Raw genomic sequence first — 14,253 nt, 5'->3', positions numbered from 1 at the left:
TGGATGGCCTCAAGATCCGTTAAAAGCTTCATACTCATACCTCCACTTTCTGCTGCGCCGTATGGCCCAGGATGATCATTTATATTCCCTTCAGAATTTTTGGAATGGTATTGGGGGTAAGCCGTCCATGGACCTTTTCGCCAATCGTCATAACCGGTGCAAGGCCGCAGGCTCCCAGGCAGCGTGTGGCTTCAAGCGTGAATTTGTTGTCCTCCGTGGTTCCTTGCACAGGCACTTTAAGTTCCGTGCTGAGACGGTCGAGGACAGCTTGCGCGCCTTTGATATAGCAGGCGGTTCCAAGGCATAGATGGACCACATTTTCCCCTTTGGGGGTCAGCGAAAAGAAATGATAAAAAGAGGCCACGCCATAAATTTCACTCATCGGCAGGTTAAGCTCCGCAGCTACCATCTGGAGCACCGGTTCCGGCAGATATCCGTATAAATCCTGAATTTCATGCAGAATGGGGATTAAAGCCCCCTTCATCATTTTGAACTGCGAAATCGCAGATTGTACCCTTATCCGCTTCTCATCTGCTTCGGCGACGCCCCCGCAGCTGCTCGCTTGTTGCTGTTCCATATCCGTGATCCCTCCACTCTAGGTAAAAAGTTAGGCAAGGTATAATCAGGAATTGATCATCTTTTGCTGAAAATGAAATCTATTGTATTGAGATTGATTTCATTGGGGCGGGATGAAGCCTACTGGGCAGCATTCGGCCTCATCCCAGCCTATATTAGAGCAGCGAGTTTTCGTGTCTGAGCTTCAGTCTGCTCCAGCGGCGCTCAATTTCAGTTTCGAAGGTCCGCAGCAGTTCTTCATCCTGAAGCAGATGTTTGGTCTTGCCCATTCCCTTGAGCCACTCCACAGCCGGAATACGCTTGCCCTTGAGTTCGGGATTGTAAGTGATGCTTGTGATGCCTTCCTCAATTTCATAGAGCGGGAAGAAACAGGAATCCACAGCCGCCTTCACCAGGTCATGCCCGCTGTGGTCCGGGGTCTTCCAGTTCAGCGGACAGGCACAGAGCAGCTTTCCGTAGGCCGTACCGACGTTATTCGCGTACCACTGCGCCTTGGCCGCCTTCTGCAGAAGATCCTGGGGATGGGATTCGGCTCCCGTGAACACATAAGGGATATTGCAGGCCGCGAGAATTTGCGCCGTATCCTTGTGATGCCCTTTTTTCCCTTTCTGCGTTTTCCCCACTCCCGAGGTACTGGTCATATGCCCCATAGGCGTGGAGTATGACAGCTGGGAACCGGTATTCATGTAGCCCTCGTTATCGTATTCAAGGATGATCATTTTATGGTTGCGGAGTGCCGCCCCTACGGTGGCCCCCATCCCGATGTCCATGCCGCCGTCGCCGGACACCATCACGAAGGTAACGTCATCGCTGATCTGGATTTCGCCGCGCCGCTTCAGTTCATAGAAGGCATCCACCATGCCCGCGAGCGTTGCTGCACCGTTCTGGAACAGGTTGTGGACAAAGGTCTGATTATGGGAGGTGTAAGGATAACTGGCTGTTACCACATAGGCGCAACCGGTCTGAAACAGCACCACCATATCGCCTTCGATTCCCTTGAAAAAGAGCTCCAGTGCTGAAAGCGCGCCACAGCCGGGGCAGGCGCCATGCCCGGGAGCCAGCCGGTGCGGTTTGGCCGTCAATTGCCGGAGCGGAGGAAGCTTAACCTTGAGCCGGCCGTCTTCGTCCGGAGCCACCTGAATAAGGCCGCTCTTGTAAGCATCGCCGTGTTGCGGTTCTCTGACCGGAACAAGCGCATACTTTGCTTCCCCCGGATAATAGCCATGATAGTCGAACGGCTTCTCGGCATATCCTTTTTCCGCTGCATCTATAGCCAATTGAAAAAAGGCTTCGGCGTCATCGGCATAGAAATCTTTGCCCCCCAGGCCAAAAATACGGGAGAGAATAATCGTTTGATTGTCCGGATCCACTTGCAGTGCAGACCGGATCTCATGGGTCAAGTTACCGCCTTGTGCTCCGTACGAATCCGCGCGTTCACCGACAAGCAGCGCCTTGACATTCTTCAGCGCCTGGCGGAGCTGCTCCGCCGGGAACGGACGAATAAGGTTCGGACGGACCAGACCTGCCTTGATGCCCTTGGCCCGCAGCGCGTCTACGGTGTCCTTGGCGGATTCCCCAGCCGAATTTAACAGGAACACAGCAACTTCGGCATCGTCCATCCGGTACAGATCGAGGACTTTATGTTCACGTCCGGACAAGGCGGCATATTCCCGGGCGATTTCATCATAGACTATACCTGCTCTATCGAGCGCCAAAGACAACTGATAGTGGTTATTCAGCAGGTCATCGCCTCCCATATGCGCTCCAATGGTCACGGGATGGGCAGGATCAGAGATATTCGGATAATTGGGATTCGGGTTCGGTCCTACGAAATGCTGTACAACTTCGTTCTCTTTGAAGTATTGGACTTTGCGTTTCTGGTGAGAGGTGAAGAACCCGTCATAGGCGACGATAACAGGCAAACGCACTTCGGAATGTTCGGCAATCCGCAGGGCCATGATATTCATGTCGTATACAGCCTGCGGTGTGCTGGCCGTCAGAATGACCCAGCCTGTATTCAAACCATAGTACAAATCGGAATGATCGCCGCGGATATCCAGCGGTCCACTGACTGCACGGGTTACGAGGTTAAGTACCATCGGGAAACGGGTCCCGGATTGGGTAGGAAGCTGCTCCAGCATATAGAGAAACCCTTGGGAGCTGGTAGCGTTAATCACGCGTGCCCCCGCCATCGCGGCGCCGTAGCAGATCCCGGCAGATCCGTGCTCGCCATCCGCCGCGATCAATTGAATGTCATGTTGTCCGCGGGCTTTCATCTGATCCAGATACTGGGCTACCTCCGTAGACGGCGTAATCGGAAAATAACCCATGATATGGTAATTGATTTGGGCCGCCGCCGTAGCCGCCATTTCATTTCCTGATTCGAAGCAGGTCACTTGCTCGGCAGGTACGGCCTGTGTTTCCGTATGTTCACTAACAGCCATTGTAGAATCCTCCCTATTTCGTTTACTAGAACACTTGGGGAACGCGGTGCGCTTCGGCAAATCCGACCTCTTCACGGATACTGGTCAAGGCTTCCGTAGGACACACGTCGATGCATTTCAGGCAGCCTTTGCAGTAGTGATAGTCAATGCCGAGAAGAGTCTGCTGCGGCCGGCCGCGCTTGTCTTCGCCTTCCTCCCAGACGAAGCAGTTGTCGGGGCACACATTGTCACATGCCGCACAGCTGATGCACGAATCCAAATCCAGTACGGGCAGCATGCCTGAACGCGAGCCGCTCAAGTCTTTCAGAATACTATTGCCCTGAGCAAGGATGATTCCGCCCGGCAGCTGCGTCTCATAGCCGAGCAAAGATTGCGCACGTTTGAAAGGGGAAGCTACGGTTCCTGCGGGCACTTCGTAGGCTTTAAATTTCACTTCGTTATAGCCGCGGTCGAAGGTGCGAATGTTCGGCTCCACCAGATGCGGATATTTCTTCTCGAAGGTCCGGCGGATCACCTTACGCATCGCTTCCGGATCCAGAAATCCACAGATGCGGAACATGGCGCCCAGCATGGATGTATTTACTTTCGTCTGCTCCTCAACGGCAATCCCCATCGCGTCCACTACGGCAATCGTGCCGTATTCCAGCCCCAGATCTGCCCGGACTTCATCGAAGTCGCGCGAGGTGTTCACGAGTACAACTCCATCCGGATGCAGGCCGCTGACCACATTTACCGTCTTGTACAGGGCTTCGTGAAACACCGCTACCAGGTGGGGCTCCTCAATGGGGCTGTGGTCCCTGATCTCTACCTCCGGATCACAGAAGCGGACGAAGGTTTTGACCGGGGTCCCTTTTTTCTCCGAGCCGTAAGACGAAAAGTTAGCCGCATTGAAGCCAAGCTCCAGCGCGCCGGTCTCGGCAAGCATTTTCCCCGCCAGGTTGGCGCCCAGCCCGCCGATGGATTCCAGGCGGATTTCGTAAAAGCCGAGCGCATTTTTTTGTGGCAACGTTGACATGAAATCTCCTCCTTCTCATTTAAACGAACGTGAAAAATTTCACTTTCAGCGGTAAGACAATCCTCATTGCTTTAGTTTTCCTGTCCCGGTGAAGCTGCAGTGATCCCCTCTGCCAAGTTCAATCCTGTAGCCGGCGGCTGCAATTCTCATTTCAATGCAACTTCTGCAAATGGCTGCCTCGTCGCCCATGCAGATCTTGTTCTCGTACAGGGCATATTTCCTGCGGACGCTCAGCGGAGACAAGATGGGCATCATCACATTGCAGCCCGCCCCGAGCGCGAGCTCCCTCCCGGCCGGATCAAGCGTCCCCATAGCCGTGGTGGCAGGCATTAGTGCTTCCGGAATAAACAATCTAGCCATGGCAATCATGACGAGCGTATCTTCTACCGTTCCCCCTCGGGCATCTTTGAGCGGAGTTGCGCTATGCGGGATGAACGGCCCGATGCCTATCATCTCAGGTTGAAGTTCCTTCAGAAACAGAAGATCCTCTGCAAGATGCTCACAGGTCTGCCCGGGAAGGCCAACCATGAAGCCTGCTCCGACCTGATAACCAATATCCTTGAGAGTGCGCAGGCAATTTACACGGTTATCGAAGGACATTCCCGGATGCAATGACTGATACAGCGAGCGTGAAGCTGTCTCATGCCTGAGCAGGTACCGGTCTGTTCCTGCATCAAAAAGCGCGCGATAAAAAGCTTCGCTGCGTTCGCCTATGGATAAGGTGATTGCCTCCTCCGGAAACCGGAGCTTGAGCCTCTTCACGAGGCGGACCAGCCGGGCTTCGGTGAAATAGAAATCCTCTCCGCTCTGTAGCACGAATGAACGATACCCGAGGCTGTAGCCTGCTTCCGCGCATTCCAAAATTTCCTCCTCCGTCAGCCGGTAACGCTCTGCCGACGCGTTGGATCGGCGCAGACCGCAATACAGGCAATCCTGTATGCAGAAGCTTGAAAATTCTATCAGGCCGCGCACGTAAACGCTTTCAGCATAATGCCGCTTTCGGGTCTTTACCGCCAGATCAAATAGACGAGTCTTAAGCTCAGTCGTCAGGTGCTGAAGGAAGTAAACGATCTCCTCCTTATCCAGTTCATTGCGTTCATATAACTTGTCAAGCAATGCCTCCATCGGGTTATATCCTCCATCCCGTATGTGTGCCACCAAGTGATGAACCCCGTCAAATCCGTCTTTAAGTGGCAAAGCAATCTAGTACTTAACGAATTACTCTAGACTATGCAGGAAACGTATGTTACATGACGTGCTAATCTGTCATTCCTGTGCTGCGGTCAACTTATTCTGATGTTTTTCCGGCACGAATGTTCTGCATCGAGTCGCAGTAAATTGTCCATACTAAGGATCGAAATATTTTATAGGGGAGAGGTCTGCTATGGATCTGCAAAGCGGCAAATTGTACTGGCCCACAACGGTTGTTAACCCTCCTTCTTACCCGAGGCTGGAAGCGGATATCTCCTGTGATGTCCTCATTATCGGTGCGGGCAGCTCCGGCGCCCAGTGTGCCAATATCCTTTGTGATCAAGGGTTGTCCGTCGTTGTGGTCGACAAAAGAAAAGCCGGAGAAGGCAGCACCAGCTCGAATACGGCTTTAATTCAATACGCCGGTGAAAAAAGCTTTGTGTCGCTGAGCCATTCTTTTGGTGAAGAGGTTGCTGCGCGCCATCTTAAACTATGCGAGCAGTCGATCAACGACATTGAACGGGTAAGCCGGCAGTTACCCATCGACCCGGATTTTATTAGGCGAGACAGCCTGTATTATGCAAGCCGCAAGGAGGACGTCCCGGAGTTAGATGAAGAATATGCTCTCCTTCGGAAACACGGGTTTAACGTTGATCGATGGGATGCGCGGCAGATCGCCGACCGATATCCTTTTCAAAAAGAAGCGGCACTGTACTATCATGATGATGCCGAGATGAACCCGCTTAAATTCGTATACGGGCTGCTTGAGCGCGTAAAGTCACGGGGCGGATCGATCTACGAGAATACAGAAATCACGGGCAAGCGTTTCGAACAGGACTATGCCCTCTTTTTCACCAAAGAACGCCACGAAATTCGGGCAAGACATGTCATCATTGCAGCCGGTTACGAAGACAGTGACTTCAAGGTCGAAAAAAATGCTACGCTGGCAAGCTCCTATGCCGTCATTACGAAGCCGATCGCCGATTTCGCCAGCTGGCATAAACGGACCTTAATATGGGAGACCGCCCGCCCCTATGTATATATGCGTACAACCCCCGATAATCGGGTGATCATTGGAGGCATGGATAAGGATACCTCCTACGCCGGGACAAGGGATTCTAAAATCCTGGCAAGCAAAGACAAACTCGTCCAGGCGTTTAATGCTTTGTTCCCGGACATTCAGGCCGAGCCGGAATATTATCTGGGCGCCTTCTACGGAGGAACGCATGACGGATTGCCTGTCATCGGACAATACGAGGCCTACCCTCATTGTTATGTGATCATGGCTTACGGGGATAACGGAACCGTGTATAACGGGGTTTTAGCCAAAGTGGTTTCGGACATGATCGTAACGGGATCCAGCCCGGATTTGAAGATTTACCTGCAGAGCAGACCTCTGGTTGCGACTTGAACGGATAGGCACCTCTGGTACCTAATGAATAAATCAAAAGCCGATCCCTAAGGACCGGCTTATTTTTATCGCTTTATCACTTCAATCCCGTCTGTTCTCCACCGATTTCATCCGGTTTTGATCGTCGGATATCCGGTCGTGGCTGAATTCCTGACCAGCTTCTAGCTCACCATGCCCACTGACGCTTCGCGAGAAATTCGTGAACTGCCTTTTTTGTTCATCCAGCTTGTGTTTTTGATTTAGCAGCTCTTGCGGATCCTGATTTGTCAATCGTCCAACCTCCTAAGAAATCATATCATGCTAGTTGTCGTACTATAGAAGTTTTCCATGATATCGAAGTCTTTATGCAAAAAGCATGGATGAGGAAGCCATTGGAGCGTTATGCGTTTTGGGTTGGTTTCTTGCGTATGCTTGTCAGTTCAAAAGCCTCTTTTGGAATTCCAAGTTCTTGAGCCTTCTTCTTTTTTATCACCATGGCTTGCTGCAAGCTGGTGGCTTGGAATTCAATGGTGGTGCCCTGCGGATCTTCGAATGCATAGTAACTTTTCTTATTGGACATCTATTTGCCACTCCTCATTTAGGATGTATTGATTTAGTGTGTGTTTCATCTGAAAGTACTATGCACCAGAATTAGTACCTAAGGCTCTACATCCGATCACGAAGGATACTCTTCATCCGGAAATACTCTTCTTCCGAGATTTCTCCTCTCGCAAACCGCTCATCTAATATACGCTCCGGAGTATTGTCATTGTACCCGGCATTTCTACTGCCATCTCCCCGCACCCATTTGATCACTAAATAAATCACGCCGACGATCAGCAGGAAGTTGATGATTAATCCAAACATACCGAAGCCAAAACCATAGCCCATCATCATGTGAATTCATCCTTTCATCGGATTATTGGCAGACGTACAACAACGGTTGTGCCTTTATTGACCTCGCTCTGCACTTGGATGGACCCCGAATGGGCATCCACGATCGCTTTTACAACCGAAAGACCGATGCCTGCTCCGCCCGTTTTCCGGTTCCTCGATTTGTCCCCGCGGTAAAACCGTTCAAAAATATAAGGGAGCTCGGTTTCCGGGATTCCGAGTCCGGAATCGGAAATGGTAACGATTCCCTCCGACTGATCCTTAGCAATTTCAATATGGATCCCTCCTGAGGGGGTATATTTATAGGCGTTGCTCAGCAGATTGTCGAAGACTTGAACCAGCCGTGGCCGGTCTCCAGTAATCCACACTTCGATATCGCTGGCAATATCTACTGTGAGCTTGTTTTGAATAAAAGAACTGGAAACCGTATTGATGGACTGCCGGACAATGTCATTTAAGGATACGGTCTCATTCTTCAATTGAATCATCGGGTTCTCGACAGCCGCCAAATTTTCCAAATCATGAATCAATTGGACCAGACGCAATACCTGTTCATGGCACACTTCCAGCTTATCCGGCGTGGGCTCCCAGATGCCATCCTGAAAAGCCTCCAAATGGCTTTGAATCGTGGTTAAAGGCGTGCGAAGCTCATGCGCCACGTCGGCCGTCAGTTTTTTCCGCAACTGATCTTGTTTCTCCAACCCTTCGGCCAAATGATTAAGCGCCAGCCCGACCTCTTCAATCTCGGTGCTTTGACTAGCTACTTCTACGCGCGAGCTGAGATCTCCCTCCCTTATCCGGGACGCGGCATCCTTGATGTGTACTAAAGGCTGACTGATGCTTTGTGCCGTATATCGGCTGAACCCATACGTCCCGATCATCACGATTACCAGCGCACCGCCGAGCAATGCATTAAACATGCGAAGAAATTGCTGGTTCAAGCTTTGGGAGGATTCATCCATCGGTTGAAGCTCCAATGTCCCCAGCTGCTGTTGGTTTCTTACAATATTGTCCCGGATGATGGGTAGCGATTTCTTAGAAGTCGCCTGGCCGTGCATTCCCATTTGGCTTGTGTCCCAGACCAAAAGACGGTCCATATCATACACGCGTACTATATAATGACCGACAGCCGCTTGGTGCGAAATAAGCATCCACACGCCGGAGTCCCAACCGGAAGAGGATTCATCATAAGCGGCCGCAAGATCGTTAACGATTTGCCGGACTTCGGCCTTCTGCTGATGCTTCTGGTACTGATTGAACGAGAAATTCATCACCAGATGAACAAGCAGGATGATGGACAGCAACGCGGCCAGTGCGACGCCGACATGAGAGACGAGAAGCTTACTGCTCAAACTGTTTCTATTTTTCATCAGGACTCACCAAAAATTTATAGCCTACCCCAAATACCGTCCCGACAAATATTGGGCGTTTAGGGTCATCCCCGATTTTTTGCCTAATGTTCTTGATATGCACATCTATCGTTCGCTCAAATCCTTCGTAAGTATCGCCTTGGGTGAGATTTACCAGTTCAAGGCGGGAGAACACTCTCTTCGGATGCTTCGCCAAAACTTCCAGCAATCTAAATTCCATGGGAGTAAGGGCAACAGGTTCCTCTTGGACGATTACTTCATGACGTTCCAAATCTATGGTTAAACGGCCCTGGGCAAATAACAGCAACGAAGCATGGTTCTGATCCTGCTGATTGGATCGCCTTAGTAAGCTGATCACACGGGCCAGCAATTCTCTTGGACTAAAAGGTTTGGTTATATAATCGTCGGCTCCAATCATCAGACCGTTTACCATATCATCCTCGCCGCTTTTTGCCGTCAGCATCAATATAGGAACATTAGACGATTTGCGTATCCTTCTGCAGACTTCCTCTCCGGTCATATCCGGAAGCATCAAATCGAGCACGATCAGGTCGGGATGCAAGGTTTCAAAGAGATGAAGCGCCCCTGACCCTGTATCGGCCTCATACACAAGATATTGGTTATTTTCCAGGTAGGCCTTAATCACCTGCAAAATGTGCTCTTCGTCGTCCACTATTAATATCTTCACTGATTCGATCACCTGCAATCCTTTGTATAAATAAGAAGATAGACCTCATAACGTATGAGGCCTTATCTTATCATGATCGGTTTAGAAGTTCATCATGCCTTTTCCAAATTGGGAATTTTTCATCATTTCGGACATCCCGGTCCCGTTCGAACTGCTGCAGCGTTCATACATGTTCTTTACGTTGTCGCTGTCATCCTTGTTTGCCGCTGCCGCGTAAGCGCCGGCGGTTCCAATCCCCATAACCAATACCAAAGCCGTCAATCCAATCCAAAGTTTCTTCATTTGTATCTCCTCCTTATAGGTACACTTTAACGGAGAGTTATGAAGATCGAATTTGCAACTTGTGAAGAAGTGATGAAGGCTATTTAGCGTGTTATAGTTGCTGGTCAAGAGTTAACATGTTAGCTTTATATTTGTATGGATTAAATTTGGAGCGATTATCGAAATTCAAACAGGCGAGTGATCAGCGAGAGAAGGGAGAACGCTTCAGCATGGACAGGTATCAACAATTATTTATAGGGAAAATGATCGAAAAACTTGGGGTCTTAGCTACCGCGCCGTCTGCGCCCGAAGGTGAAGTCTACCGTCTGGTTCATTCCATAAAAGGGACAGCCGGAACATTGGGACTCACCGAATGGGCAGATGCCGCAGAGCGATTAATCGGGCAATTGCGTGATGAATCGGTACAGGAATGGTCGGCTGCCGAAGTGAAAGGGTTTCTCCAGCCCTTGTATATCTTGCTTCCCCAGGAAAGCGCCGAGGTTGCCGTTACAGCAGCTGAAATGGAAATAAAGCGTGGAGAGTCTACTGTTCTTGCATCAAATTCAAGTGCTCCCATGAAAAAAAGCCTGATTGTGGTCGTAGATGACGATCCGGATTTGCTTAGAGTGCTTAAAGATACGTTAGAAGCGTATGGCTGGATGGTTCTGGCTACCTCCAAACCCTCCAAAGCACTCGAATGGTGTTATGATCTGGAGCCGGATTGCGTGGTTTTGGATATCGTTCTGGAGAACAGCAGCGGTTTTGAACTGCTGGATACGATCCGCAGCCGCTGCGAGGAACGATTAATACCAACCTTGCTCATGAGCGCAAGGAACGACAAAGAAACGCGAATGAGGAGCTACGCCTCAGGTGCGGATGATTTCATAGCCAAACCGATTGAACTTGACGAATTCGCGGCACGGATCGGCAGACAGCTCTCCAGACGCCTTAGGCTGACTTCCATGCTGATGCTTGATGAGCTAACCGGGGCCTATAACGGCCGGTTCTTCCGACAGGAACTGGAGCGCTGGCGCAGTGCTTCATCCGCTGCAGGTTTACCGCTTACCTTGGCGCTTCTCGATATCGATCAGTTCCGTACATGGAATGCCGGGGGGAATTATCAGGATGGGGACGAGCTCCTCCGTTCCTTCTCTTCTTTTATCCGCTCCCGTTTGCGGGATCAGGATATTTGGGCAAGAGAACGCGCGGACCGCTTTTTGCTGCTGCAGCCTGGTCTGACCGAAGAAGAATCCGAGCAAGAGGCCGAGCGTCTAATTCAACAGTTTGCGGAATTTCAGGATCAAAAGGATCCCAAGCAGCCCCTTGCAGTGACCTACTCCGTTGGCGTGACGACAGTCAGCAGCGGGTTGCCAAGCGAAACAAATCTGGAACAGGCAGCGTTGGCCGTGGCCGCTTCCAAAGCAGCCGGCGGGGGAATCTGTACCCGCTATTCCGAGAATCAAGCAGGCTTCAGACAAGATCAGACGCTGCGTCTTGCAGTAATCGACGATGATGATTTGATCCGCAACCTGCTTACCAAACAGCTCTCCGATATATCCGGGAACAATCATATGGAAATTCGCGCATTTAAGGACGGAGAACAATTTTTTAGTGATGCCTGGCATGCCATGGGAGGACGTTATCTTGTTGTGCTAGATCGGATGATGCCGCGAATGAACGGCATGGAGGTTCTTCGTAAACTACGCGGCGGCGCTGGCCGGGGTGAATATACGATTCTGATGCTGACCGGTGTTAATGAAGAACACGAGATTGCCGAAGCCATTCAGGCCGGAACAGATGATTATTTAACTAAACCCTTTAGTCTTGTGGAGCTTGAAGCGCGTGTGGTCCGGCTTTTGCGGGGGATGGTTGTATGAATAGTCTTTCTGAAAATCTCCTTCTAGTTGTGCAACTGGCCGGACTCGTGCTTTTACTCCTGCTGGTAGGTTTGCTGTTGTATTTGTCCGCACGCAAAGCAATAAATAACAAGCATATTGATCGTTATAACCGCGGTCTCCAACGGTTGCTGGGGACGGACTCTGCTTTGCAGGATTTTCTGGAGACGGGTAAAAAATCCCGCAGATTGAATGGCAGGGTGAACCGCCGATCACCCATTTTCGAAGCGCTGCGCATTCACCTGTCTATAAGCAGAACGGAGCATGAAAGGTCTCTGATCTACGAATACGCCCGGAATCATTTTCATGATTATTATGCAGGTCAGCTGAAGAAACGCCGGTGGAGTACGCGCGTCAACGCGCTGCTTGAGGTGGAGCTTTTTCGGATGAATTCGCTGCGGGAAGAGCTTGTGGAATTGCTCGGCAAAAGAAATCTTTCCGATACCGAGAAATTTCTGATCCTTCAGATCTTCGCCGGCTTTCAGATGAAAGAGGTACTGCCCTATGTAAAAGATGAAGCTTCCTCCCTATCCGATGCTCAGTTGCTTCAGCTTCTGTTGCCGCTCGAATCCTCTTTGCAGGAGTGCATTCTGACCGAGTTCCATGCTTATCCCGTAAGGGTGCAGTGCGCCATGGTTGAAGTCCTTCGTCTGCGCAATGAACGCTCGGCTCCGGTACTTCACCTTCTGGAGTCCCTTCTCTGCAGTGAGGAGCCTAAGCTTCGCCTGCTTGCCATCCTTGCGATTGCAAACTTTGGATACATCAGTCCTGAAGGGGAAAATACGCTCGTGGCCTCTCTCCAGCAGCCGCAACCCGGATTTTCCCGGAATGAGCGGCAGGCGCTGGCCCGGCTGATGGGAAGCATTCGCGAAGAGCATTTTATTCCGATTCTGCTGAAATTCATGGGCGATGAGTCTTATGGTGTCCGTCAAACGGCCAGTGATTCGCTTTCGCGTTACAAATCAGGACAAGAACAGCTGCAGAACGCCGCTTATCATCATCCGGACCGTTTTGCCAGAGAAATGGCGGAAGAAACGCTGGAAAGGAAACGATATGAAGGAGTCTTTCATTGAGGTTGTTTATCACATGCTGAACAGCTTGTCCTATGTGCTGGCATTCTATGTTGCTTTTATAACTCTGGTCTATATCACGTTGTTTGTTATGGCCGCCCGTAAGCTGTTCCGGGAGAAGGATATCAAGCCGATACAGTATGACGTGCTTCTAAGCAGCGAGCTGGCACCTCCCCTTTCCATTCTGGTTCCCGCATATAACGAAGAATTGAATATTGTCTGGAGCGTCCGCTCCCTCCTCGGCATCAACTACAAGCAGTTTGAAATCATCGTCATAAACGATGGATCCAAGGATTCGACGGCGCAGCGCTTAATTACGGAATTTCAAATGGTAGAAATCAAAAGCAAAGTGCAGTGGTCCGGCCTCGGACGGGAAACCAAGCCAATACGCGCCATTTACCGTTCCCTTCAGCATCACAACCTGGTGCTCGTCGACAAAGAGAACGGCGGAAAGGCGGATGCGCTCAACGTTGGTATCAATGTATGCCAGTATCCGTATTTCGCATCACTCGATGGCGATACCGTGCTCGATACGGACGCTTTTATCAAAGTCATGAAGCCTGTGATGGACGCGCTCCCCGGAGAAGAAATTGTCGCCACCGGCGGCAGCGTCGGCATTGCCAACGGGAGCTATGTCGACAGCGGCCATCTCAGCGGCAATGATGTCCTTCTGTCCAGGAAACCGCTCGTTATCATGCAGGTTATCGAATATCTGCGGGCGTTTTTAATGGGCCGTGTCAGTCTCAGCCGCTTCAACCTTCTGCTCATCGTTTCCGGTGCATTCGGCGTTTTCAAGAAAGACTGGGTCATAGAAGCCGGAGGCTATGAGCCCGGGACGATTGGTGAGGATATGGAGCTGATTGTCAGGCTGCACCGGCGGATCAAGGAGAAGAAAAGCAAAGCGAGAATCGTCTATGTCCCGGATCCCGTCTGCTGGACGGAAGCGCCGGAGAGCGTTAAGGTTCTTCACCGGCAGCGTACACGCTGGCACCGGGGACTTTTTGAAAGCCTGTGGAAGCATAAAGTGATGCTTCTGAATCCGCGCTACGGACGAATCGGAATGATCGCCATGCCGTATTTTGTATTCGTTGAGCTACTGGGTCCGATTGTGGAAATACTCGGAATTCTCACCGTAGTGCTGGGTTTTTCGCTCCATATGGTCGACATGCAGCTTAGTCTGGCTTTGTTTCTGGTGATGGTGATCTACGGCTCACTGTTATCCGTCGGTGCTGTATTATTCGAGCAATGGTGCTTTGGCCGGTACAATAAGGTCGCCGATTTATACCGCCTGTTCTTTTGTGCCCTCTCTGAGGCTTTCTGGTTCCGTCCGCTGATGACATTCTGGCGTTGTAAAGGACTTCTTCAAGCGATACGCGGCAAACAGCATCACTGGGGCGATATGGTTCGCGGCAATGTTATGAACTCCAAGAAACCGGGTGTTTAAGGGTGGAAGCATCGA

At 50.8% G+C, this 14,253-nt stretch carries 14 protein-coding genes; 4 read left to right on the top strand and 10 right to left on the bottom strand.

What is annotated here, in order from left to right:
- Positions 1–79: 79 nt before the first annotated feature.
- The 4 genes from nuoE to hydE all read right to left on the bottom strand — a co-directional run bounded on the left by nuoE (position 80) and on the right by hydE (position 5,160).
- Complete coding sequence (gene nuoE, locus BMW84_RS04915; RefSeq protein ID WP_091065100.1) at positions 80–577, bottom strand: NADH-quinone oxidoreductase subunit NuoE; 498 nt, start codon at positions 575–577, stop codon at positions 80–82.
- Positions 578–731: 154 nt separating this feature from the next.
- The gene (locus BMW84_RS04910) at positions 732–3,020 is read right to left on the bottom strand and encodes a thiamine pyrophosphate-dependent enzyme (RefSeq protein ID WP_091065097.1); all 2,289 of its coding nucleotides are present in this window, start codon (positions 3,018–3,020) and stop codon (positions 732–734) included.
- 25 nt (positions 3,021–3,045) lie between these two features.
- Positions 3,046–4,035: a 2-oxoacid:acceptor oxidoreductase family protein gene (locus tag BMW84_RS04905; protein WP_091065096.1), complete on the bottom strand. Its 990-nt coding sequence runs from the start codon at positions 4,033–4,035 to the stop codon at positions 3,046–3,048.
- Positions 4,036–4,098: 63 nt separating this feature from the next.
- Positions 4,099–5,160, bottom strand: a complete 1,062-nt coding sequence (hydE, locus tag BMW84_RS04900; RefSeq protein ID WP_091065093.1) for a [FeFe] hydrogenase H-cluster radical SAM maturase HydE — start codon at positions 5,158–5,160, stop codon at positions 4,099–4,101.
- A gap of 259 nt (positions 5,161–5,419) precedes the next feature.
- Between hydE and BMW84_RS04895 the strand changes: the two genes are divergently transcribed.
- Complete coding sequence (locus BMW84_RS04895; RefSeq protein ID WP_091065091.1) at positions 5,420–6,637, top strand: NAD(P)/FAD-dependent oxidoreductase; 1,218 nt, start codon at positions 5,420–5,422, stop codon at positions 6,635–6,637.
- A gap of 81 nt (positions 6,638–6,718) precedes the next feature.
- On the opposite strand, the gene BMW84_RS04890 is transcribed toward BMW84_RS04895, so the two are convergent.
- The 6 genes from BMW84_RS04890 to BMW84_RS04865 form a co-directional block, all read right to left on the bottom strand.
- Positions 6,719–6,907, bottom strand: coding sequence for a hypothetical protein (locus BMW84_RS04890; RefSeq protein WP_091065089.1), 189 nt, complete (start codon positions 6,905–6,907; stop codon positions 6,719–6,721).
- A 109-nt stretch (positions 6,908–7,016) separates the two neighbouring features.
- Positions 7,017–7,196 (bottom strand): hypothetical protein, encoded by a 180-nt coding sequence (locus tag BMW84_RS04885; protein ID WP_091065086.1) that lies wholly within the window; start codon positions 7,194–7,196, stop codon positions 7,017–7,019.
- An 86-nt stretch (positions 7,197–7,282) separates the two neighbouring features.
- Positions 7,283–7,513: an SHOCT domain-containing protein gene (locus tag BMW84_RS04880; RefSeq protein WP_091065083.1), complete on the bottom strand. Its 231-nt coding sequence runs from the start codon at positions 7,511–7,513 to the stop codon at positions 7,283–7,285.
- A 14-nt stretch (positions 7,514–7,527) separates the two neighbouring features.
- Entirely contained in the window at positions 7,528–8,880 is a 1,353-nt protein-coding gene (locus tag BMW84_RS04875; protein ID WP_091065080.1) for a sensor histidine kinase, read from the bottom strand.
- Positions 8,870–9,577, bottom strand: a complete 708-nt coding sequence (locus tag BMW84_RS04870; RefSeq protein ID WP_091068067.1) for a response regulator transcription factor — start codon at positions 9,575–9,577, stop codon at positions 8,870–8,872. Before BMW84_RS04870 ends, BMW84_RS04875 begins: the two co-directional genes overlap by 11 nt.
- A 72-nt stretch (positions 9,578–9,649) precedes the next feature.
- The gene (locus BMW84_RS04865; protein WP_091065078.1) at positions 9,650–9,850 is read right to left on the bottom strand and encodes a hypothetical protein; all 201 of its coding nucleotides are present in this window, start codon (positions 9,848–9,850) and stop codon (positions 9,650–9,652) included.
- A gap of 116 nt (positions 9,851–9,966) precedes the next feature.
- On the opposite strand from BMW84_RS04865, the gene BMW84_RS04860 reads away from it, so the two are divergent.
- The 3 genes from BMW84_RS04860 to BMW84_RS04850 are packed head-to-tail and all read left to right on the top strand — an operon-like array spanning position 9,967 to position 14,238.
- Entirely contained in the window at positions 9,967–11,706 is a 1,740-nt protein-coding gene (locus BMW84_RS04860) for a response regulator (RefSeq protein WP_091065076.1), read from the top strand.
- Positions 11,703–12,797 carry a HEAT repeat domain-containing protein gene (locus tag BMW84_RS04855; RefSeq protein WP_091065074.1) on the top strand — a complete coding sequence of 365 codons (1,095 nt, stop codon included), beginning with the start codon at positions 11,703–11,705 and terminating at the stop codon, positions 12,795–12,797. The genes BMW84_RS04860 and BMW84_RS04855 overlap by 4 nt, the downstream gene beginning before the upstream one ends.
- Complete coding sequence (locus BMW84_RS04850) at positions 12,778–14,238, top strand: glycosyltransferase family 2 protein (protein ID WP_254772866.1); 1,461 nt, start codon at positions 12,778–12,780, stop codon at positions 14,236–14,238. The genes BMW84_RS04855 and BMW84_RS04850 overlap by 20 nt, the downstream gene beginning before the upstream one ends.
- Positions 14,239–14,253 lie beyond the last annotated feature (15 nt).

Source organism: Paenibacillus sp. NFR01, from assembly GCF_900111565.1.
Lineage (GTDB): Bacteria > Bacillota > Bacilli > Paenibacillales > Paenibacillaceae > Paenibacillus_AQ.
The sequence above is the reverse complement of the archived record's forward strand: the minus strand, read 5'-3'. Positions and strand labels throughout refer to the sequence as shown.

Coding starts and splice junctions, on each gene's coding strand:
- BMW84_RS04885 (WP_091065086.1), bottom strand. CDS start 7,196: ATGTCCAATAAGAAAAGTTACTATGCATTCGAAGATCCGCAGGGCACC.
- BMW84_RS04905 (WP_091065096.1), bottom strand. CDS start 4,035: ATGTCAACGTTGCCACAAAAAAATGCGCTCGGCTTTTACGAAATCCGC.
- BMW84_RS04910 (WP_091065097.1), bottom strand. CDS start 3,020: ATGGCTGTTAGTGAACATACGGAAACACAGGCCGTACCTGCCGAGCAA.
- BMW84_RS04865 (WP_091065078.1), bottom strand. CDS start 9,850: ATGAAGAAACTTTGGATTGGATTGACGGCTTTGGTATTGGTTATGGGG.
- hydE (WP_091065093.1), bottom strand. CDS start 5,160: ATGGAGGCATTGCTTGACAAGTTATATGAACGCAATGAACTGGATAAG.
- BMW84_RS04895 (WP_091065091.1), top strand. CDS start 5,420: ATGGATCTGCAAAGCGGCAAATTGTACTGGCCCACAACGGTTGTTAAC.
- BMW84_RS04880 (WP_091065083.1), bottom strand. CDS start 7,513: ATGATGATGGGCTATGGTTTTGGCTTCGGTATGTTTGGATTAATCATC.
- BMW84_RS04860 (WP_091065076.1), top strand. CDS start 9,967: ATGTTAGCTTTATATTTGTATGGATTAAATTTGGAGCGATTATCGAAA.
- BMW84_RS04855 (WP_091065074.1), top strand. CDS start 11,703: ATGAATAGTCTTTCTGAAAATCTCCTTCTAGTTGTGCAACTGGCCGGA.
- nuoE (WP_091065100.1), bottom strand. CDS start 577: ATGGAACAGCAACAAGCGAGCAGCTGCGGGGGCGTCGCCGAAGCAGAT.
- BMW84_RS04850 (WP_254772866.1), top strand. CDS start 12,778: ATGAAGGAGTCTTTCATTGAGGTTGTTTATCACATGCTGAACAGCTTG.
- BMW84_RS04875 (WP_091065080.1), bottom strand. CDS start 8,880: ATGAAAAATAGAAACAGTTTGAGCAGTAAGCTTCTCGTCTCTCATGTC.